Consider the following 23105-nt stretch of genomic DNA (forward strand, 5'->3'; position numbering starts at 1 on the left):
ACCTTTGTAATAGGAGATGCCTCGGACAACAACGCCAATATTACCGCTGCGGATATCGATGCCTCCAACGGAGTTGTTCATATTATAGACAAGGTTTTACTACCACAATCGGCCATAGATTTCGTTGCGTCACTGTAGGAAGTACTAAGAATTGTTCCCTTATTAATTCAAAAGCCCCTTGGCAACTTTGATACCAAGGGGCTTTTATTCCTTATCATCCTTAAACCACAAATGTATACCACATAACATACAAAAAATAAGCGTAGACAACTATTAGTTTAATGCTCCCTAAAGATTGCTAATATTTGTAGTCCCAAATGTTATCAGACTAAACCTAGGCAAAAAAAAGCTCCTTAAAGCAAATCTTCCGATGCGCATTAAGGAGCTTAACTTTTATAAGAAGTTCAAGTTTCTTGAATTATTTCTTACCTAGTTTTTTTTGTTCTTCAGCCTGTTCCATCATCTCTCTCATTTTACGCTGAAATTTATTCTCTTTTTTAGGCTTCTTTTTGTTCTCCTGAATCTGAGCATGAATTTTATCCTCGTCCAAAATAAAATTCTTAATGGCCAACATTATAAAGATGGTAATTAAGTTAGACACAAAATAATACAAACTCAATCCACTTGCATAGTTGTTAAAGAAAACCAACATCATTAATGGAGACAAATACAGTATAAATTTCATATTTGGCATTCCTGGTTGGGTAGGCATATTCTGCCCAGTAGTCATCATCATATAAAAGAAGATAGCCACGGAAGCCAAGATAGGGAACAAACTAATATGATCTCCGTAAAACGGTATCGTAAAAGGCAATTGAGCAATAGCATCATAAGAAGAAAGGTCTTCTGCCCATAGGAACGACTTTTGTCTCAAGGCAAAAGAGGTCGGGAAAAACATAAACAAAGCGTAGAAAATTGGCATCTGCAACAAAGCAGGTACACAACCGCTCATAGGGCTTACTCCGGCCTTGTTATACAATTTCATGGTCTCTTGTTGTTTTTTCATGGCATTGTCCTTGAACTTTTCGTTCAATTCCGTGATTTCGGGTTTTAACACCTTCATCTTGGCCTGTGACAAGTACGACTTATAGGTCACTGGAGACATTAACAATCTAACCAAAATAGTCATCACAACAATAGCAATACCAAATGGCAAGAACGAACTTAACAAGGCATATAGCGGAGTAAAGATATATCTGTTAATCCATCCAAAGATTCCCCATCCAAATGGGATAGAATCTTCGAGTCCTAGTTCTTTGTACTGAGCCAACACCTTTACATCGGTAGGACCGTAAAACCAATTGAAATTATAAGCTAGTTCTCCTCCTTTTAATTTTAAAGGTACTTCGGCAGCAAATTCTTTGGTATACCCTTGGGTTTTGCTATCGTCTTCTACCAAATTGATAGAATTTAGCTTGGCAGATTCAAAAGCTTCATCTGTAGTAAGTATAGAACTGAAAAAATGCTGTCTGTACGACAACCATTTAACATCTTTTTCTAATTCCTCATCTTCACTTCCCTCCGATAATTTACTAATTTTACCATCGTCGTGGTTATAGGTAAGCCTAGTATAGCGGTTTTCGTACTGGATACTTTTAGAGTGACGTATAGCCTTTAGGTTCCAATCTAATTTAATAGGGTTGGTATTATTGATCACCTGGTTCAGCCCTTGGGAGCGCACCGTAAATCCGACCAAATACTCATCGGATTTCATTTCGTAACGATATTCCAAAAACTTATCAGAAGCCACCTTTGCTTTCATGGAAAGCACTTGGTTATCAGCAACAGTAGTAAGGGTAGGCTCAAAATACAGGTCATTTGTATTTAACAATCTATTGTCCGTAGTAGTAAAAGTAAGTCCAAAATTGGCATTACCATCCTTCACAAGATAAACAGGAATTGAATCGTAGGTCACAAATTCCTTCATCTTTGCTTCAATGATCTGTCCACCTTTATTACTTATCTCTAAGTATACCAGGTCATTTTCTAATATGGTCGTCTCATTGGACGGAGCTGTAAAGCCAAATGCTCCAATAGCACTTTTGTAATTGGCTATTGCCGTAGAATCCTGTAGATTAATTTCCTTAGGCTCAGCGATTTTAAATTCCCCTGCTGCCTCTTCTGCTTTTTTTGCAGCTTGCAATTGTTCTTGTTTTGCCTTTTGGGCTTCAAGCTCCTCAGGGGTCGGCTGATTTTGCCAAAACATAAAAATAAGAATCCCGAAAATCAGCACAAAGCCGATTATGGAATTAATATCTAACTTCTTTTCTTCCATCTAATTTATAATTTTATGAGACCTATTGAAGAAGCACTCATCTATGAACAGGCTTTCAATAGGTCTAAATAATTTGCAAATATATGCCCAATTGTAAACTTTATGCCAAAGTGGCGTAAGTTTATTGTTGTTGATGTTCTAAAGCAGCCTTTACGAAACTTACAAACAACGGATGTGGGTTATCTACCGTACTCTTGTATTCTGGATGGTATTGTACTCCAACAAACCAAGGGTGGGTCGGTACTTCTACAATTTCCACCAATCCTGTTTTCTTATTGATCCCAGAGGCTTTTAGACCTGCTTCCTCCAACTGTTTTTTAAACTCGTTGTTAAACTCATATCTATGGCGATGTCTTTCTGAGATTTCTGAAGCCCCATTGTACACCTTCTGAACCAAGGTACCGTCTTCTAAATGACAATCCCATGCTCCAAGACGCATAGTGCCTCCTTTATCGGTAACACTCTTTTGCTCTTCCATAATACTGATCACAGGATACGGAGTGTTCGGTTTCATTTCGGTAGAACAGGCATCGGCCAGTCCAAGGACGTTTCTCGCATATTCTATCACCGCCATTTGCATTCCCAAACAAATTCCCAAGAATGGAATCTTATTTTCTCTGGCAAACTGTACGGCTTTTATTTTTCCTTCGATACCACGCTCTCCAAAACCAGGAGCGACAAGAATACCGTCCAATCCGGCCATTTTACCGGCTACGTTTTTAACCGTAAGATGCTCGGAGTGGATAGATTTCACCTTTACCTTTACTTGGTTAACTGCACCTGCATGTATAAAAGACTCCAAGATTGACTTATAAGAATCCTGTAATTCTACATACTTCCCAATAAGCCCGATAGTCACTTCGTTCTTAGGGTTTTTATGCCATTGCAAAAACTGGTTCCATTTGGTAAGATCGGGAACAACATTGTCTGGTAAGTCCAGTTTTTTAAGCGTCACCGTATCCAAGCCTTCTTCTTGCATAAGAAGTGGCACATCGTAGATAGTTGAAGCATCGATAGACTGAATCACAGCCTCTCTTTTAACATTACAGAAAAGGGCTAGCTTTCCTTTAATCTCATCAGAAATCTCATGCTCTGTTCTACACACTAAAATGTCGGCCTTTATTCCGCTCTCCATTAAAGTTTTTACGGAATGCTGGGTAGGTTTTGTTTTTAACTCCCCTGCAGCGGACAAATATGGAACAAGGGTAAGGTGAATAACAATTGCGTTGTTATCGCCCAACTCCCATAAAAGTTGACGTACCGATTCGATATAAGGCAAAGATTCAATATCTCCGACAGTACCGCCAATTTCGGTAATAACGATATCGTATTCGCCACTTTTTCCTAAAAGCTGAATACGTTCCTTTATTTCATTGGTAATGTGAGGAACAACCTGAACGGTCTTACCTAAAAACTCGCCCCTTCGTTCTTTTTCAATTACGCTTTGGTAAATTCTTCCAGTAGTAACATTGTTAGCTTGGGAGGTTCTTACGTTTAAGAACCGCTCGTAATGACCTAAATCCAAATCGGTTTCGGCACCATCTTCGGTTACATAGCATTCGCCATGCTCATAAGGATTTAAAGTTCCCGGATCAACATTGATATACGGGTCTAATTTCTGGATAGTTGTTTTATAACCTCTGGCCTGTAATAATTTGGCAAGAGAGGCTGCTATTATCCCTTTTCCAAGAGAAGAAGTAACCCCACCGGTTACAAAAATATATTTCGTTTGTGACATGAAGCGTTAGGTTGAATTCGTAACGCGAGCAAAAATACGAATTACTAGTACAATTTACCGATATTACTTGGGAAAATCTTTTTGAATTTTTCGAATTAAACCTTCTAGCCCATTTATTTTAATTTCCAACATAGATCTTAATAAGAGCCCAAGCTTTCCTGGGGGAAACCCACTCTGTTGAAACCATATCAAATACGGCTCTGGAAGCTCTACCAAATACCTGCCCTTAAACTTTCCAAAAGGCATTCTATAATGTGCCAACTCTATTAGCTGCTTGTAATCTGGAGTGATATTCATTATTAAATATATCCTCAAATATACTAACTACACCTTAGTTACCCTATCAATCTTGGACAGAAATAAACGTTTTTGCCAACATTGGCTTCCATTATTTTTTTGGAAGCACTCCCCATTAATTTCAATTCTAGTATCTTTATTCATGTATAAAATACATTTAATATTAAAAACAACCCCTTTAATGGCACAGTGACAGAGGTCTACGAGGCCATATTTACCTAAAAATCAGAAAAATAATGAAACCAAAGACAGAAAACCTTTTAAAATACAATATCAACCAAAGTGTATGTTACTGGTGTTACGACAGCATTCCCCTAGAAGATTTTTTAATTTCTTTGAATGGACTTGGAGTAAAGGGTATTGATTTAATTGGCGAGAAGGATTGGCCGTTACTAAAAAAATACAATATTGACAGCGCCATGTGCAATGGGGCCGAAATTAGCCTTACCGAGGGATGGTGCGATCCCAAATACCATGAAACCCTGATCGCCAATTACACGGAGATGATTCCTAAGGTGGCCAATGCAGGGTATACCAACCTAATTTGTTTTAGCGGTAACCGAAGAGGAATGAATGACCATGAAGGATTGGAACATTGCGTAAAGGGATTACAACAGATTCTTCCTCTTGCCGAAAAACATGGTGTAATTTTACATATGGAATTATTAAACGCCAAGGTAGACCACGAAGATTATATGTGCGATAAGACCGAATGGGGCGTTGCGCTCTGCAAGAAACTGGGATCTGATAATTTTAAACTACTATACGACATATACCATATGCAAATTATGGAAGGCGATATTATTAGGACCATACAAGAACACCATGCCTACATTGGACATTACCACACCGGAGGAAACCCTGGAAGAAATGAAATTAACCACAGTCAGGAATTAAACTACCCTGCCATTATGAAGGCTATTCACCAAACCGGCTATAAGGGATATGTGGCCCAGGAATTTATCCCTACTTGGCCCGATAAAATTGCGGCTTTAAAAGAAGGCGTCACCATTTGCGATATTTAAAAAGTCGGCATAAAAAAAGGAGCAAAATGCTCCTTTTTTTATATACTGTTTAACACGCTGTTATTTTTTTGCGTTAGGGACCGCGGCGGCATCCCCGCAGCGGAGCAAGGGATATAGACAAGGCCCCGCCCGACGAAGGAGGGAACGCCCAAAATATTCCACTTAAGGATATGAAAAATACCCTCTTATCTCGTAGAAATAAATTACTCCTTTATTTCTACAATACGCATCTTATCGAAACCAAGGATATAACCGCCTTTGTTAGAATAACCAGCGTTAAATTCTTTGACAAAATTAAATTTATTTCCTGTATAGCTAGTCTCCCCAACGCTATTGGTAGCTCCGATATAATCATTTTTATAGGCGATTTTTAAAAGGATATCCATAGTCAGATCAAAACCACGTACTGCAAAGGCATCGGGTTCCGCACCAAACCGCTTCTTGTAGGCTGCAACAAATCCGTTAGCCGCAACTTCCCTGGACGCCGAAGGATAGGTAAACCTAAGATTGGACAAGTGGGAATAGGAAACGACTTCTGCATCAAAAGCTTTGTTTTTATTCGTGGTAAACAACCTTAATTTCACATCCTTACTGATCGAAGAATTCAATACAGAACCTACATGATACACCAAATTGGCCTGATCTGTTTCTAGGAAAACCCAATTCTCACGATCCAAGACAAACAATTGATTTAACTTATCTATACTCAGGGTACGATCGTCTTTTAAATCTACCGTTTTAGCCTGTGGAAATTTACTTATCAAGGTTTGTTCTATACCTTTATTTTTTTGATCTGCAATAATAATGATGTTCTCATCGGTCTTCACCCTTGAGATATAAGCAAGCATTTGTTCTCGCAACACCTTTTCGGAAGGCATGGCAAAAAACACATTAGCGGGACTTTGAGCAGCACCATCTGCCAATGGCGCTATAACCGGAATATTGTAAGACGCCACTTGAGCGGCAACCTCATTCAACATTTTTGGCTCCAAGGGACCAAATACAGCAGAAACGCCATTTAAATTTTCCCTTTGCAGCACCCCTCTTACATGCGTCGCATCTAACTGAGTATCAATGGTCTTCACATCGACAGAAACCCCTAATTTAGCGATAGAATCCAGGGCCACCATAGCTCCAGAATACAATCCGAGACTATAGTTGACATCTTTTCTGTTTTCTATAGCCAACATAGTGCTTTCCTTATCATTGACATTTAAACGATCTAATCGGAAAGGCAATAAAAAAAGCAATTTAGCCCTATTCCCGGAACGGATACTATCCAATAAGGATATTTTATCTAAAATAAGGGCATTTCTAACATCGAAATCGCCCATTTGGGTTTTCGGCAATTTTAAAACCATTCCTTCTTTAAGCCCATCTTTTAAATCGGGGTTCAGAGCAAGCAGTTCGCTATATCCAATCCCTAATTTTCTAGAAAGTGAAAATTGCGTTTCCTTGGCTTTAACCTCGTAGAAAATAAAATTTTCCGTGGTAACCCCGGCAGCAGTTTCGGACGATTTTTCAGGGATGCGCAACACCATTCCTTCCTTTAAGCCTCCTCTTTCCTTTATTTCGGGATTTAGAGCTATAATATCTTTAGACGCTATTCCAAACTTTTTCTCAAGACTGTAAAATGTTTGTTTTGCCGGTACGGTGTACCAAATAAATTTTTGTGGATTTTGAACTTTCGTCCCCTCGGATCCTATTTTAGGAAGCAACAATTGTTGACCACCGGCAATATAGTTTGAGGTCTTGGATAATACGGGGTTTAACACCAATAAACTATCAATTGTAATCCCGTATTTATGGGCTATACTCCAACGAGTTTCTTTAGGCTGTACGGTATATATCTCATAGTCGGCTTCATCTATCTGCCGTTCTTTTGAGGTTTCGCGACGAAATTTAGGGATTCTCAATTCCATTCCTTTTTTCAATTGAATAGAGTACAATTCCGTATTGTAGCGCTTTAAATCGTCTTCGGATACCTTGTATTTTTTAGAGATACCATACAAGGTTTCCTTTCTACGGGTTTTGTGCGTATAAAAACCTACGGGTACTTTTTGTTTTTCGGCAGTTTCCTTCCCTGTAATTTCTTGTAACAAAGAATGTACAGAAACTACATTTGTCACAGGCTCTCCACTAACAGGAATTACCAAAATGGTGTTGGCCTTAACAGCGCCTCCTCTTTGAATTTCCCTATTCAATTTTAATATTGACTCTTGCGAAACCTTGTATTGTTTGGCAATACTCTCTAATGTTTCGCCCTGCTTTACGGCATGGGTCTTAAATTCTTGAGCAAAAAGACTACCGCTCAACAACAATACAAGCACCGTTAACAAAAATGTTTTCCTGTAAATTTTCACACGTTTTTATTTAAAAAATTATAAGAACACTAATCTAATTAAAATCCGAGAAGCTAAAAATGCTCCGGACCTTATTCTTACAGACCTCCATAAACAAACAATTCCTTCTAAAAAGGAATTGTTTGTTTTGGTTTTACCCACATCGTATTTATTCCCATTCAATGGTAGCCGGCGGTTTAGAGCTTATATCATATACAACCCTATTGACCCCTCTTACCTTATTGATAATATCATTCGATGTTTTCTGTAAAAACTCATATGGCAAATTCACCCAATCTGCAGTCATTCCATCGGTACTTTCTACCGCACGTAATGCCACACATTTCTCATAGGTACGTTCATCGCCCATAACTCCTACACTATTTACAGGAAGAAGCATTGCTCCTGCCTGCCAAACTTTATCATAAAGCCCCCATTCTTTCAATCCATTGATAAAAATAGCATCAACTTCTTGTAGAATAGCAACCTTTTCAGCGGTAATATCGCCCAAGATACGAATAGCCAAACCAGGACCTGGGAAAGGGTGTCTCCCTAAAAGCTCTGGATCTATGCCTAAACTAGCACCTACTCTACGAACCTCATCCTTAAATAACATTCGCAAAGGCTCTACTACCTTTAATTTCATATAATCTGGCAAACCACCAACGTTATGGTGGCTCTTAATTGTTGCCGATGGGCCTCCGGTTGCCGAAACAGATTCAATCACATCTGGATAGATTGTTCCCTGCGCCAACCATTGTGCATCCTCCACCAAGTGCGATTCGTCATCGAAGACTTCAACAAAGACCCTTCCAATGGCTTTTCTTTTTTTCTCTGGATCGCTTTCTCCTGCCAAGTTCTCCAAAAAGCGTGCCGAAGCGTCTACACCTTTCACATTAAGTCCCATTCCTTCGTATTGATCCAATACGCCTTGGAACTCATTTTTACGCAACAAGCCGTTATTTACAAAAATACAGTGTAGGTTTTTCCCTATAGCCTTGTGCAACAAGACGGCAGCCACAGTAGAATCTACACCACCTGACAGGCCAAGGATTACCTTTTCACCACCGATTTTTTCTTTCAACTCGGCGACCGTCGTTTCTACAAAAGAATCTGGTGTCCAAGTTTGGGCTACGCCGGCTATGGTGACCAAGAAATTTTCCAACAATTGTTTTCCATCGGTAGAATGATACACTTCTGGGTGAAATTGAATGGCATAAGTTTCTTCGCCTTCAATTCTGTAGGCAGCATTTTCCACGTCGTGCGTACTCGCTAATTTTTTAGCGCCAGTAGGCAAACTTTTAATGGTATCACTATGACTCATCCATACCTGGCTACCTACGGATATCCCGTTGAAAAAAGGCTCGTCATCTTCCACAAAAGACAACTTTGCCCTTCCGTATTCCCTAGTATTGGAAGGTGCTACATTACCACCATTAAAATGGGCCAAATATTGTGCGCCATAACATACGGCCAACAATGGCTTTTTTCCCTTTATTTGGGACAAGTCCGGATGAGGGGCATCTTCGGCTCTCACGGAAAATGGAGATCCCGAAAGGATTACCGCCTTATATGCCGACAAGTCTTCGGGCAGGTGGTTAAATGGTTTAATTTCGCAGAAAATATTAAGTTCCCTAACCCTTCTAGCTATGAGTTGAGTATACTGGGAACCAAAATCTAATATGAGGACGTTATTTTGCATGGGCAAAAATAGTCATTTGAAAATTTTGTAAAAATATCTTTAGCATTTTTTTTACTATTAAGCATTAAAACCAACAAACATAGGAAGTTAATTTTCAATCATCTGTTAATACCTCTGTTTTTTAGGGCTTTTAAAGGTGTTTTCAGCAAAAAAATTCTCACAATAATGATGATCATGCACTTCATATTCAGAATAAATAGTGCAATACCATCAGATTCGACACCTCAAAAAAACAAAACACCTACTTTGACCTTCTCTTTTAGTGCTTTTATAAGGCCTTTAATTTCTCCTCAGAAAGCTAGTCTACGATAAGCTTTGCACCAACTTTTATTTTTACCTTTATATACATTAAAATTTTCCAAGGATGACAAGTCATTTTTTTGAGCAAATAAAGGACGAACTGAAAAAGGGACCGACGGAACCAAAACATCCGTTCCGATTTTTTACTTTCGCCACAGTAGGTCTAGATCAGGTTGCCCGGTTGCGTACGGTAGTATTGCGAAAAGTAAACGAGGACTTAAAACTCACCTTTTTTACCGACAAACGTTCCAAAAAAATTACTCATATCAAAGAAAACAAAAAGGTTGGCCTACTTTTTTACAACCCCACAAAAATGCTACAGTTAAAAATTGAAGGCATTGCCACTTTTAAGGACGACGAAGGGACAAAAGCGCAATTTTGGTCGACCATAGCCCCAGCTGCCAAAAAAGCATATACCACCAGCATGCCCCCTGGTAGCGCCCTTACAAATCCTCAGAACCTTGAATTTTTAAACGAAGAAAATCATTTTTGTACTGTAGAGATCATTCCTTTTAAAATGGAGTATTTACAATTGGCCCAACCCAACCATATCCGTATTCGCTTCTCCAGGACCGAAACCCACTGGGAGGGGGAGTTTATAGTTCCCTAAACCGACTCCCCCTTATTTATATATTCATCACTCCTCCATTGACGCCAATATCATGGTAATATCTTCTTCCTTGGTATCTGGATTGATAAAACAAAAGCGCGCTACGGTTTCGTATACTCCGTCCTTTTTATATTTGGTAGGGGTTACCAAGGAAAAACCTTCTCTATGGTTTTTATAGGTCCAGTTGGTATAATCGGCGGGCGACCATCCTTTTCTACGGAATAAAACACAAGATAAGCTAGGTTCTCTGACCAGTTCTACCAAAGGATGTTCTTGGATAAGTTTCCCTGCTAAATTAGCTAATTCAATTCCCTTATCTACGGCCCAGGCATATTTATCGGTACCATGCATGGCCAAGGAGAACCAAAGCGGTAATCCCCTCACCCGTCGTGTTAATTGAATCTGGTAATCGGATGGATTAAATCCGTGTGCGCCTTCATCTTTAAAAATATCCAAATACGACCCATCTTGTGCATGGGCTTCCTTGGCTAGTTCGGGCTGTTTATACAATATGGCCCCACAATCATATGGTGAAAACAGCCATTTATGAGGATCTATAGTAATACTATCTGCCCTTTCTATACCTTTAAATAAATGTTTGCTAGAGGTAGAGGCCAAGGCACCGCCACCATAGGCGGCATCGACATGAAACCAAAGATTTTCTTGTTCGCAAATCGCTGCGATCCCCGACAAATCATCGATGATCCCTGCGTTTGTAGTTCCGCCTGTTCCCACCACGGCAAATAACCTATGTCGTTGTTGTGGGTCTAGGGATCTTATTTTTTCTTGCAAAGCCACCGCTGTCATTTCCTCTTCGGTTTCTACCAAAAGCACATCGCAATCGATCACCTTTGCCATTGATTTTACCGAAGAATGCGCCCCGCTTGAGGTTATGATCAATCCTTTTACGTTTTGGTGTTTTGGATTTTTACGCCAGTTCTCCCTTGCCGTTACCATTGCCGAAAGATTGGCCGCGGTACCCCCGCTGGTAAAAACCCCAAAAGCCCCATCGGACATTCCGGTAAGGGACACCAACCATTTCATCGCTTCATTCTCACAGAAGATACCTCCGGCGCCCTCCATCCAATACGCGCCATGGATACTGGAAGCCGAGGTCACCAAATCGAACATCACCGCTGCTCTGGTCGGGGAGGCCGGTACAAAGGCCAAGTGTCGTGGGTGATCTATGGGCACGGTGGCTTTTACCAAAACATCTTTGAACAATTGAAAGGCTTTTTCTCCTCCAATGCCCGCTTCCGTAATAGTTTCACCTACCAAAGCTTTTAATTCCGCTTCTTTTTTGGGTTTTCCTAATTCTGGTGAAGGATGTGTTATTCTACCGATGGCGTATTTCATGACATCTAAGGTCATTTCCACCATTTCAAAATCTACTTTATGCATGGATTCGTTGAGTTTTCACCAAAGATAACTTTTTGAAAAATTTTATAACCCCAAACACAAACTAATCCTTTCCATAGCATCACATCTATGCCGATAGGTAAGAAATCACTACAACAACACAAATCTTAATACTGGGCTTAAAAGAAGTGAGGTATTGGACTAATCCATGATAACAACAGTAAATTCGGCCTTTAACGGCTCAAGAGCTTGCATAAGATTTGGGATCAATTCTTGCCCATATTCTAAATATAGTTCAGAAAAATTAAGGTTCCGCTCTTGCAGGGATTTGTTAGGAAAAAGTTCGTTCTGAATTGCGGTCATACGTTTCACATGATCTTCCAATTTGCGTTTTTGGGCTTTCAACAACCGCTTCTCAAGGTGCTCTAATCCTTTCAATTGTTTAATTTCCTGAGCTTTTACGGCTCCAGTAAATGAGGGATCTGTTTGGGCTGCTAGTTCGTACATCCCTGTAAACTGTTCTTTTAAAAGATTTTTTTGTGGTGTGAAATCGATATCGATATTCGAGATCTCCCGGATTTTCTTATTGATAAAACTGCTCTGTTTTAGAAATATATCGGTTAAGGAAACTCCCATCCGTTCTAGTTTTCCAAATTGCTTTCCTGTAATCACCAAGGCTGAGTTACGCAACAACAATATAGGAAAAGGCACTTCCATGGCCGAAAAAGTCTCTTTTAGTTCTAACCAATAGGCCAGTTCTCCCCCGCCGCCGATATAACAAAGGTTTGGCAATATCACTTCTTGAAATAAGGGCCTACAGATTACATTGGGGGAAAAGCGCTCGGGGTGATTGTTAAGTTCTGTTAAAATTTCGTCTTGAGAGAATTCTATTTTGGTATCGTTCACGTAATACCTTCCCGATTGCTCTATAATCCGCTCCCGAAGACCATCCTTTATATAAAAGTAATTTATTTCCCTAGGGGTCACCTGTATCCCATAATTTTCTGGTAAGCCCTGCAGTTTTTCTATGGTCGTCTTCACGTTTTCGAAGGATGTTTTTCCCAGTAATTCCTTCTTTACATAGGGTATCATTAACTGCTTCAATGCTACATCGTCACCATCCAAAATCACCAAGCCATACTCTCCAAAGAGCTCATTGGCCAAGAATCGGGTAGCATCCGTTAGGTTATTATGCTCCAGATAGGCCTTTTGGAACATTTCCTTTAACTTATTAGCCTGGTGGCTATTCCCAATTTCGTTAGAAAAAGCTTCCAATATCGCTTCCAAACCATCGGTTTCCAAAAGCCCTACAGCTCCAGAAGTTTTTTTATTCCACTGTAATTTCTTTCCCCTAAAATTAAAATAGTTGATTTCTTCGAAGTCGTGGTCTTCGGTAGCCATCCAATAAATGGGTACAAAATTATACTCGGGATTATCTCGCTTTAATTCCTTCGCTAGATTAATCGTGGAAATAATTTTATATAGGAAATACAAGGGTCCGGTAAACAAATTTAACTGGTGCCCGGTAACCACAGTAAAAGTAGATGGTGCTTTGAGTAAAGAAATATTGGTGGCTGTATCTGCAGAAGTCTGGGTAATCGCGTACTGCCCAATAAGAGCATCGTGCAAAACATCCCTATTGCTTTGTGAAAAACTTTTCTTCTCTATTATCTGTTCCTTAAATTGAGCTAAGGTAGGCTGCCTATTGTAAAATGGAGACAAAGTTTCTTTCCCGTTTAGATAGTCACATATTAAATCGGAAAAATAACCGGTATTTTTAAAAGGTATGCCTTTAACTTTCATGAGCAGATATTTATTGTTTTTATTAACGGTTATATGTAATTCGCATTTCTTCCTTGGTATTTGCAAGCAGTTTTCGGCCATGCCCATTTCATGGAAACGTTCCTAATTGTCGCGTAAAGGTAAAATTATCCCTTTTTTGAAAGCCTAAAAATACGTTAAGAAGTTTAATAATCCATATCCGTATATCCCCAAGGCCTCCAACCATTGTCTTACAGTGTTTTACACAAAAATGCCCCTTAGCAAGAAAGGTATAGCTTTCTTGCTACCCTTAGTTTTGTTATCACTTATATTTCTTAGTTTTGATAAAAAGTCTATCAAGAAAATTAACATGAAAAATCTATTCATTGTCCTTATCCTTTTGATCTCAACCTTCGGGATTTCTCAAACCATCAGCTCCCCTTCCGAATTTTTAGGGTATGAACTGGGATCCGAATTTACACGTCACCACGAGGTTGTAGATTACTTCAATCATATTTCGAAAAACGCTTCGGATAGGGTTAAATTAATAGAATACGGTAAAACCAATGAACGACGGCCTTTGCTATTGGCCTATATTTCTTCGGCTGAAAACATCGACAATATAGAAGATATAAGGTCAGAACACTTAAAGGCCACCCAAGGCCAAGGGAACCCCAACAAGGCCATTGTTTGGCTGAGCTACAACGTACACGGCAATGAAAGCACCAGTACTGAGGCAGCCATGCAGACCATTTATGAGCTATTGACTACCAACGCCTCTTATTTAGAGAACACCGTTGTTATTATGGATCCCTGTATAAATCCTGATGGACGTGACCGCTATGTCAATTGGTATTACCAATATAAAAACACTCCTTTTAACATAGACCCAAATAGCAAGGAACACCATGAAGGCTGGTTAAATGGGCGGCCCAACCATTATATGTTCGATCTTAACCGAGATTGGGCATGGCTAACCCAAATAGAGAGCCAACAAAGAATAAAACTTTACAACCAGTGGTTACCACACATCCATGTCGATTTTCACGAACAAGGGGTAGACAACCCTTATTTCTTTGCTCCTGCGGCCGAACCCTTTCACGAAGTTGTTACCGATTTTCAGCGAGCGTTTCAGGAAACCGTGGGAAACAACCACGCCAAGTACTTTGATGCCCAAGGTTGGTTTTATTTTACAAAGGAGGTTTTTGACCTGTTATATCCTAGTTATGGAGACACCTACCCTACCTACAATGGCGGGATTGGCATGACATACGAACAGGGCGGCAGCGGACGTGCCGGACTAGGGATAACTACAGGCATAGGCGATGTCTTAACCTTAAAGGATCGGATGATTCACCATATCACAACGGGCTTATCAACGGTAGAAGTAGCTGCCAACCATAGCAAGGTATTAAACGATGAGTTTAAGAAATTCTACCAGCATAAAAATTTCAAATACAAGAGCTATGTTTTAAGCGGCGATGAGGATAAGATTAGCGCCCTTGCCCATCTTTTAAACCAACATGAAATTACCTATGGCCGTGCCAAACCAGGATCTGTAAAAGGGTATGATTACCGTAGCGGAAAGACTTCTACCCGCAAAACCACCGCTAATAGCATGGTTATTTCGACCGACCAGACCAAAGGGACCTTGGTTAAGGTGTTGATGGAACCGAACACCAAATTAAGTGACTCACTTACTTATGACATTACGGCTTGGTCCCTTCCCTACGCCTATGGATTGGAGGCTATTGCTTCTGAAAAGAAGGTTTTAGCCGATGCTGTAGAGAATTGGAACATACCTACATCAAATTATACCCTCCCTGAAAATGCGCTCGCCTTTTTAACGGATTGGAGCAGTATGAGAGATGCCCGATTCTTAAGCGATCTTCTTAAAAACAAAATACGGGTACGCCATGCCAGGGAGCCTTTTACTATGAACGGAAAAGAGTACCACAGGGGAAGTTTAATCATCTATCGTGCTGACAACAAATCAAACCCTAACTTTATTAAATCCCTTACGGAGATTGCTAACAATCACAACATAAACCTCGCGGCAAGCAATACTTCATGGGTAGAAAAAGGGAAGGATTTTGGCTCTAGTTCCGTTTCTATGATTCCGCACAGCAAGATAGCCGTGTTATCGGGAGCGCCTACAAACACACTACAATTTGGTGAAGTTTGGCACTTTTTTGAGCAACAATTGAAGTATCCCATTGCCATACTAGACGCCGATTATTTTAAAGGGGTAAATTTATCTGCCTACGACGTTCTTATATTACCCAATGGTAATTACGGTAGTTTTATAGACCAGGAACTGTTGGATAATTTAAAGGAGTATGTTCAAAATGGCGGTAAAATCATTGCTATGGAAGGTGCTATTAATGCCTTCAAGGGCGAGGATGGATTTCAAATAAAAGCAAGAGATTTTAAAACAGACAGCACAGCAACCCTACTTCCCTATGCTGAAACAGAACGGGAGGGCATTAAAAACATTATCACCGGTGCCATTTTTAAAACCAAGGTAGACCACACCCATCCTTTGGCCTATGGGTATGACGACACCTACTTTAGCTTAAAACTCGGGCAGGATGCCTATGAATATTTAGATCGTGGCACCGTTGTTTATTTGGAGAACGACCCGAAGCCAGTATCTGGTTTTGCAGGGAGCGAAGCCAAGAAAAAAATTGGGAATACCCTTGTTTTTGGCGTAGAAGAATATGGTAGGGGACAAATTATATACATGGTAGACAATCCAGTATTCAGAGGGTTTTGGGAAAATGGCAAACTATTCTTTGTAAACGCCCTTTTCATGGTTCAATAAAAAAGTCATAAGCAAGATTGCAATTAAATAATCAAAGGATCACTGAGTAACAAGGAACAAGATGCAAGAACTAGTAGATTTACAAAAAACATTCTTCAATACCAACGCCACCAAGGATATTAGCTTTAGGATAGCACAGTTAAAAAAAATGCAGTCCCTACTCAAGGCCAATGAAGAAGTCTTGCATCGGGCAATCTACGCCGATTTTAAAAAATCGGCCTTTGAAAACTATACGGCTGAATTAAGTTTGCTTTATCACGATATACAGCAAGCCATAAAAAAGGTAAAAAAATGGTCGGCTGTCAAAAGGGTAAAGACCAATCTGGTCAATTTTCCCGCCAAATCGTATATCATTCCAGAGCCCTTAGGCGCCACCCTTATCATTGGGGCTTGGAACTATCCCTACCAACTTTCCCTTGCTCCGGCCATTGCCGCCATTGCTGCGGGAAACACGGTTATATTAAAACCAAGCGAACTGCCCGTACACACCAGTAATGCGATGGCCAAACTTATCAATGAGAATTTTGATCCTTCTTTCTTTAAGGTCGTTGAGGGAGGTGTCCCAGAAACTTCAGCGCTCCTAAAACAAGCATTCGACAAAATATTCTTTACGGGAAGCGTACAAGTAGGTAAGATCGTCTATCAGGCAGCTGCTAAAAACCTAATCCCGGTCACCTTGGAACTCGGAGGAAAAAGTCCGGCCATCATCACGGAAAACTGCGACCTCAAAGTATCTGTAAAACGCCTTATTTGGGCCAAGTTTTTAAATGCTGGCCAAACCTGTATAGCACCAGATTATGTGGTGGTCCATACTTCTAAAAAAGCTGAATTTTTAGCATTGGCGAAAAAAGAAATCGAAGCGTCCAATTTTTTGATCGAAGCCGATAACTACGTACAGATCATCAACCAAAAAAATCTAGAACGACTACTAGCTTTAATTGATAAGGACAAGGTATTCTATGGCGGAAACCACGATATAGAAAATAGGCTATTATCGCCCACAATCATGACCGATATTACTTTTGAGGACAAGGTTATGCAGGACGAAATATTCGGTCCTATTTTACCAGTTCTCGAATATGACAACCTAGATGGCATTCTGCAACAAATAAAATCGCGCCCAAAACCTTTGTCCTGTTATGTTTTCACCAATGATAAAAAAACAAAGCAGAAGGTCTTAAATGAAATTTCTTTTGGCGGAGGTGCCATAAATGATGCGCTTATGCATATTACCAATAGCCATATGGGGTTTGGTGGTGTCGGCGAAAGCGGCATAGGATCGTATCATGGCGAGTATGGCTTTAAAACTTTTTCGCATTACAAGGGCGTGCTGGACAAACCTACCTGGTTAGAGCCTAATATAAAATATTACCCCCATACCAATTTCAAACTAAAATTGATAAAACTCCTCTTTGGCTAAACCATTCTAATACTCTTTTAATTAGACCATCTATGCTACCGCTAGGCCGAAAGGGCAAAACACCCCGCGTTTGACCAAAAAAAAGTTAAACTTCCTTCTCGGAATAGTACAATTGAAATAACGACAACCTTACAACCTCTTACCGTGAAAAATGTTTTTGACAAAAACGATCTTACAGAAATTATCGATAGAATACAACAACTTAATCCGAAAAGCAAAAAGCTTTGGGGTACAATGAACGTTGCCCAAATGCTGGCTCATTGCAATGTCACCTACGAAATGATCTATACGGACAAACATCCAAGGCCCAATTCATTCATGCGGTTTATTCTTGCCCTTGTCGTAAAACCTATGGTCGTTAGCGAGAAGCCTTATAAAAAAAACATTAAAACCGCTCCACAATTTATAATTGCAGGGAAAAGGGATTTCGAAATCGAAAAAAAACGCCTTATAGATTATCTTATCCAGACTCAAGAGCTTGGGGAAACGCACTTCCATTTAAAGGAATCGCATTCCTTTGGTCCTTTGACAAAGACAGAATGGAGCAATTTGTGCTACAAACACCTAGACCATCATTTAAGCCAATTTGGCGTATAAGCACCCCTAATGGCTAATGGTGTCCTTTTTTCTATGAATTCTTAATGACCTCAATAATAAATTGTTTTTGGTTCCTTTTTCAAAAGAACGTATCTTCAGCAGTCGTTTTAAAACCAAATCCAAGCCTGTTAAGGTTTAAAACCTACGGCCAGGAATTCTAATAACCAAATACCGATCTATTATGAACAAAACTAATTGTATTTATCTCTTGACTATTGTTGCCCTGATGTTCTCGTGCACACCTAAAGAAAACAAATTAGGTGATTTTAAGATTTTACCCTTGCCACATGAATTCGACATTCAAGGGGTAAGTTCAATTTCCTTTGACACCCCTTTAAATTATGAGGCATCTATTTCCCCAGCGCCTCCTGTTTTTAACAAGGAATTAATTGTACTTAAGGAAACAAAAGACAATTCCCTGCCACAAATAAAGTTTTCCATCGATGAGTCCCTAGGCATAAAACCTCAAGGCTACACTTTGAATATATCGGACAACGAAATCATTATTAATAGTAAAGACGAAGCCGGACTCTTTTATGCTTTTAAAACCTTAGAGCAACTCTTTACCGATGCTAGGGACCAAAAGGTAAACCTTCCTCTTTGCAAGGTTACGGACTACCCCGCCTTAGCATATAGATCTATACAATTGGATGTAAAGCATCATTTGGAAAAAAGCGATTATTACTATCAGTTAATGGACAAACTGGCTAGTTATAAGGTGAATGGAATTATTATTGAAATTGAGGACAAATTAAAATACAAGCGACAACCAATGGTGGCCTCTGCCGATGCTTGGAGTATTGAAGATTGGAGAAAATTAAGCGATTACGCCAAGGAGCGGCATATAGAAATTAGCCCTTTGGTTCAAGGACTGGGACACGCCTCTTTTATCTTAAAGCACGAGGAATATAAAAACCTTCGAGATAACTTAGAAAGCGACTGGGCTTTTAACCCGCTCGACCCAAAAACATACGAGGTACAGTTTGACCTTTATTTAGACGCTATGGAAGCCTTTCCTCACGGAAAGTATTTACACGTAGGGGGCGATGAAGTACACACTACAGGAAGGGGCAGCAAAGAACCCGCCTTAAAACTTCAGTTGACCTGGTTAAATAAAGTTGCCAAATTTGCCGAAGAACACGGAAGGACCCCTATTTTCTGGGACGATATGCCTCTCCGACAAGCCGATGTTTATAGCCCCATGTTTAACAAGGATTTGACCCAAGAAGAGGTAGACAAGGTTTGGGAAGAAAACGAGCATAAGCTACTGCAGTTTTTAGACTTATTTCCAAAGAACTGTATCTATATGCGTTGGAATTACAAATCGCCCCAAGCATTGGGAAACATAAAAGCCATGCAATGGTTTTCTAGTCACGATTTACAGGTTATGGGGGCCACTGCTGGGCAAACCAGATGGGTACTGATGCCACAGGAAGACAGCAATATAGAAAATATCAGGTCCTTTGCCGAGAGCTCTATTAAAAGTGGACTTCCCGGATTATTATTGACCTTATGGGACGATGATTCTCCACATTTTGAATTATATATGCGTGGTATTTTAGCTTTTTCAGAATACGCCTGGTCTGGTGACAAGCAATCTAAGGATGCCTTAAAATCTGCCATTAGGCATAGACAATATGGTTATACTATGGCGGGAGAAGAGAATACCTTCATTACCGAGCTTGAACAAGCTGTTGCCTTCTGGAAAAACGCTTTGCTCCAAGGCAACCAGCGCAATTACCTTCCTTCTATGAAAAACGCATTGGAGAAGGCCGTCATAGATTTTCCAGACCCAAACAATAAAGGTGCATGGAGCACAAAATATGCCGAGCGCCTACAACAAGCATCGGAAATAAAACAAACGACCGATAGCATCGCTAAAAAAATTGAGGCCTCTAAAGCCAAAGCCCTAAGAAACATTTATACCTTAGAGGTCTACGAGCAAGTAAACAAATTGGCCCAATTTAGTCCACAAATCCTTTTAGCCTTACAAGCGTACGACAATGCCGGGAACCAAGAACAATTGGCACTGGCAGCTACTAATTTAAAAGAATTGCAAAAAACATTCACATCCTTGAGAGGGGAATTGGAGGAAGTTTATGGAAAAACGCGTATCTTATCAAAACCAGACAACTATATTCTAGATCAGGACCATCACGCTCATTTGGCCAACCAGTCCCTTAATTTTGACTGGCAATTTAAAGCAGAAATACTGTTCTTCGAAAAATTAAATCAGGAGATGAACAAAGAAATTTTTATGGAACGCGCAGATGCCTTAAAAAAATAAACACACTCCTATCCAACCTAGGTCCTAGCAAGAACCAGGTTGGACATTTTAGACAGCTATGGCCACATGATTTTGATAAGATTACAGAGGAAGCCGTTATTTTTTAATAGGGCAACAAATCAAAAAAAGCCATAAATTTGCTATTAGTTTCTGAACCATTTCAACGAAAAGGTTCGAGAAGGGATAACGCAATTTATAGAGCATTAGGAGTGTAAATATGGAAGAGAAGGAGGGCAAAAGAATTAATAAGTTTTTAAGCGAAATGGGATATTGCTCCCGCAGGGCTGCAGACAAGCTCATAGATCAGGGACGTGTAACCATTAATGGAAAAGTTCCGGAAATGGGGACAAAAATCACAACTGCAGATGACATTCGGGTAGATGGGAAGCTTATTTCCGAAAAGAAAGACAAACGTGTTTATATAGCCTTTAACAAGCCTTTAGGTATTGTTTGTACAACGGACACCAGGGTAGAAAAAGACAATATTATAGATTACATTAATTACCCTAGCCGTATTTTTCCCATCGGTCGATTGGACAAACCCAGTGAAGGCCTTATACTTTTGACCAATGATGGCGATATTGTCAATAAAATTCTTAGGGCTAGAAACAATCATGAAAAAGAATATATCGTAGAGGTAGACAGACCTATTACACAAGATTTTTTGGAAAAAATGAGCAATGGGGTCCCTATTTTAGATCGGGTTACCAGAAAATGCCATTTAGAAAAAATAAGTAAATACCAATTTAAAATCATCTTATCACAGGGGCTAAACCGTCAAATTAGAAGAATGTGCGAATACTTCAACTATAATGTAGTGGCCCTAAAGCGCATAAGAATTATGAATATAGAATTGGATGTCCCAGTCGGAAAGTGGCGCGATTTAACCGAAAAGGAACTAAAGGACCTGGAGGACTTAATTTCGAACTCCCAAAAGACCCACCACAAATAAAAACAGCCTGCCAACCAGCAGCACCTTCTTTTAAAAGGCTATTATCATGAATATGGAAGATATTGAAAATGTTGAATTAACCTATTTGAGTCTAGACGACTATCAAGAGTTAAAAAAAGTCATGATAGCCTCCTACAGCTCTATGCCCAATGCTTATTGGAGAGAAAATCAGATTGAAACATTGATCAATCAATTTCCAGAGGGACAGGTAGTCATAAAAGTAAACGATCAAATTGCGGGCTGTGCCCTCTCTATAATTTTGGATTATGCGAAGCTTGATGACCACCACACCTATGAGCAGATCACTGGAAACTACACTTTTAACACCCATACTGCGGAGGGGGATACCCTCTATGGTATAGAAGTTTTTATAAAACCCGAATTTAGAGGCCTTAGATTAGGACGTAGACTATACGATTACAGAAAGGAATTGTGTGAACGTTTAAATCTTAAAAGGGTCGCTTTTGGCGGAAGAATACCAAACTATCACAAATATATGGACACCTTATCTCCAAAGGCCTATATAGAAAAAGTGAAGCGTAAGGAAATCCAAGACCCTGTGTTAAACTTTCAGATATCCAATGATTTCCACCCTAGTAAAATCCTAAAGAACTATTTGGAAGGAGATTCGGATTCCAATGACTATGCGGTTCTGATGGAATGGAACAATATTTATTACGAGAAGAAAAACAAAAATGCTACTGCGACCAAAAAGATCGTACGCCTAGGGCTCATACAATGGCAAATGCGCCCGTATAAAAATTTAGAGGAGGTATTACAGCAGGCAGAATACTTTATAGATGCCGTTTCTGGCTACCGTTCAGATTTTGCCTTGTTTCCCGAGTTTTTCAATGCGCCTCTTATGGCCGAAAACAATCATATGTCCGAGCCCGATGCTATACGGGAACTAGCGAAACACACCGCAACTATCATACAGAGGTTTTCGGAATTGGCAATATCCTATAACATCAACATCATTAGCGGAAGCATGCCCGAAATCCAGAACGGAATGCTTTATAATGTAGGGTATGTCTGTAAACGCGACGGAACCAAGGAACGCTATGAAAAACTTCATGTCACCCCAGACGAAGCTAAAGTATGGGGCTTGCAAGGAGGATCCGAGATTAAAATTATCGATACCGACTGTGGAAAAATAGGCGTTCTTATCTGTTATGACTCCGAGTTTCCTGAACTAAGCAGGCTTTTGGCCGATGAAGGCATGGACATCTTATTTGTTCCCTTCCTTACCGATACTCAAAATGGTTTTTCTAGAGTAAGACATTGCGCCCAGGCCAGAGCTATAGAAAACGAATGCTACGTAGCCATTGCCGGAAGCGTTGGAAACTTGCCTAAGGTTCACAATATGGATATTCAATATGCCCAATCTATGGTTTTTACCCCCTGTGACTTTGCTTTTCCTTCCAACGGGGTGAAAGCAGAAACCACACCAAATACCGAAATGATCCTAATTGTCGATGTAGATTTAGACCTACTAAGACAACTCAATCAGTTTGGTAGCGTACGAAACCTTAGAGACAGAAGAGTAGATCTATTTCAGCTCAGCAAAAAGTAAACACTTACCTATGGGAATCCATGTCCCCTAAAAATTTGGATTC

16 protein-coding genes are annotated in these 23105 nt (G+C 39.9%); 9 read left to right on the top strand and 7 right to left on the bottom strand.

Translation table 11 applies throughout. From position 1 onward, the window contains the following. Window positions 1-39 precede the first annotated feature (39 nt). Window positions 40-138 carry a fasciclin domain-containing protein gene (locus tag BUA16_RS19160; RefSeq protein WP_394333064.1) on the top strand — a complete coding sequence of 33 codons (99 nt, stop codon included), beginning with the start codon at window positions 40-42 and terminating at the stop codon, window positions 136-138. A gap of 280 nt (window positions 139-418) precedes the next feature. Here the strand turns inward: BUA16_RS19160 and yidC are convergent, their stop codons facing one another. The 3 genes from yidC to BUA16_RS01830 all read right to left on the bottom strand — a co-directional run bounded on the left by yidC (window position 419) and on the right by BUA16_RS01830 (window position 4310). Then, window positions 419-2275, bottom strand: a complete 1857-nt coding sequence (gene yidC, locus BUA16_RS01820; RefSeq protein WP_072762930.1) for a membrane protein insertase YidC — start codon at window positions 2273-2275, stop codon at window positions 419-421. Between the two features lie 121 nt (window positions 2276-2396). After that, complete coding sequence (locus tag BUA16_RS01825) at window positions 2397-4013, bottom strand: CTP synthase (protein ID WP_072762931.1); 1617 nt, start codon at window positions 4011-4013, stop codon at window positions 2397-2399. A gap of 63 nt (window positions 4014-4076) precedes the next feature. Then, window positions 4077-4310 carry a DUF3820 family protein gene (locus BUA16_RS01830; RefSeq protein ID WP_072762932.1) on the bottom strand — a complete coding sequence of 78 codons (234 nt, stop codon included), beginning with the start codon at window positions 4308-4310 and terminating at the stop codon, window positions 4077-4079. Between the two features lie 236 nt (window positions 4311-4546). Here BUA16_RS01830 and BUA16_RS01835 point away from each other — a divergent pair, with 236 nt between their 5' ends. Then, window positions 4547-5335: a hydroxypyruvate isomerase family protein gene (locus BUA16_RS01835; protein ID WP_084668388.1), complete on the top strand. Its 789-nt coding sequence runs from the start codon at window positions 4547-4549 to the stop codon at window positions 5333-5335. 203 nt (window positions 5336-5538) lie between these two features. Here BUA16_RS01835 and BUA16_RS01840 read toward each other — a convergent pair whose 3' ends face one another. After that, entirely contained in the window at window positions 5539-7698 is a 2160-nt protein-coding gene (locus BUA16_RS01840; protein ID WP_072762934.1) for a PBP1 and LysM peptidoglycan-binding domain-containing protein, read from the bottom strand. 148 nt (window positions 7699-7846) lie between these two features. Further along, window positions 7847-9379 carry a glutamine-hydrolyzing GMP synthase gene (gene guaA, locus BUA16_RS01845; RefSeq protein WP_072762935.1) on the bottom strand — a complete coding sequence of 511 codons (1533 nt, stop codon included), beginning with the start codon at window positions 9377-9379 and terminating at the stop codon, window positions 7847-7849. Window positions 9380-9743: 364 nt separating this feature from the next. On the opposite strand from guaA, the gene BUA16_RS01850 reads away from it, so the two are divergent. Further along, window positions 9744-10289 carry a pyridoxamine 5'-phosphate oxidase family protein gene (locus BUA16_RS01850; RefSeq protein ID WP_072762936.1) on the top strand — a complete coding sequence of 182 codons (546 nt, stop codon included), beginning with the start codon at window positions 9744-9746 and terminating at the stop codon, window positions 10287-10289. Window positions 10290-10316: 27 nt separating this feature from the next. Here the strand turns inward: BUA16_RS01850 and BUA16_RS01855 are convergent, their stop codons facing one another. Next, window positions 10317-11690 carry a pyridoxal phosphate-dependent decarboxylase family protein gene (locus BUA16_RS01855; protein ID WP_072762937.1) on the bottom strand — a complete coding sequence of 458 codons (1374 nt, stop codon included), beginning with the start codon at window positions 11688-11690 and terminating at the stop codon, window positions 10317-10319. Between the two features lie 159 nt (window positions 11691-11849). Beyond that, complete coding sequence (gene bshC, locus BUA16_RS01860) at window positions 11850-13451, bottom strand: bacillithiol biosynthesis cysteine-adding enzyme BshC (RefSeq protein WP_072763073.1); 1602 nt, start codon at window positions 13449-13451, stop codon at window positions 11850-11852. A gap of 328 nt (window positions 13452-13779) precedes the next feature. On the opposite strand from bshC, the gene BUA16_RS01865 reads away from it, so the two are divergent. The 6 genes from BUA16_RS01865 to BUA16_RS01890 all read left to right on the top strand — a co-directional run bounded on the left by BUA16_RS01865 (window position 13780) and on the right by BUA16_RS01890 (window position 23062). Next, complete coding sequence (locus BUA16_RS01865; protein ID WP_072763074.1) at window positions 13780-16233, top strand: M14 family zinc carboxypeptidase; 2454 nt, start codon at window positions 13780-13782, stop codon at window positions 16231-16233. Window positions 16234-16294: 61 nt separating this feature from the next. Then, window positions 16295-17653: an aldehyde dehydrogenase gene (locus BUA16_RS01870; protein WP_072762938.1), complete on the top strand. Its 1359-nt coding sequence runs from the start codon at window positions 16295-16297 to the stop codon at window positions 17651-17653. A gap of 144 nt (window positions 17654-17797) precedes the next feature. Continuing rightward, complete coding sequence (locus BUA16_RS01875) at window positions 17798-18250, top strand: DUF1569 domain-containing protein (protein WP_072762939.1); 453 nt, start codon at window positions 17798-17800, stop codon at window positions 18248-18250. Between the two features lie 181 nt (window positions 18251-18431). Then, the gene (locus tag BUA16_RS01880) at window positions 18432-20537 is read left to right on the top strand and encodes a family 20 glycosylhydrolase (RefSeq protein WP_072762940.1); all 2106 of its coding nucleotides are present in this window, start codon (window positions 18432-18434) and stop codon (window positions 20535-20537) included. 217 nt (window positions 20538-20754) lie between these two features. Next, entirely contained in the window at window positions 20755-21489 is a 735-nt protein-coding gene (gene rluF / locus BUA16_RS01885; RefSeq protein WP_072762941.1) for a 23S rRNA pseudouridine(2604) synthase RluF, read from the top strand. A gap of 46 nt (window positions 21490-21535) precedes the next feature. After that, on the top strand, window positions 21536-23062 hold the full coding sequence (locus BUA16_RS01890; RefSeq protein ID WP_072762942.1) for a carbon-nitrogen hydrolase family protein: 1527 nt from the start codon (window positions 21536-21538) through the stop codon (window positions 23060-23062). The last annotated feature ends 43 nt before the right edge of the window (window positions 23063-23105 follow it).

The sequence above is a fragment of the Arenibacter nanhaiticus genome (assembly GCF_900141935.1).
Classification (GTDB): domain Bacteria; phylum Bacteroidota; class Bacteroidia; order Flavobacteriales; family Flavobacteriaceae; genus Arenibacter; species Arenibacter nanhaiticus.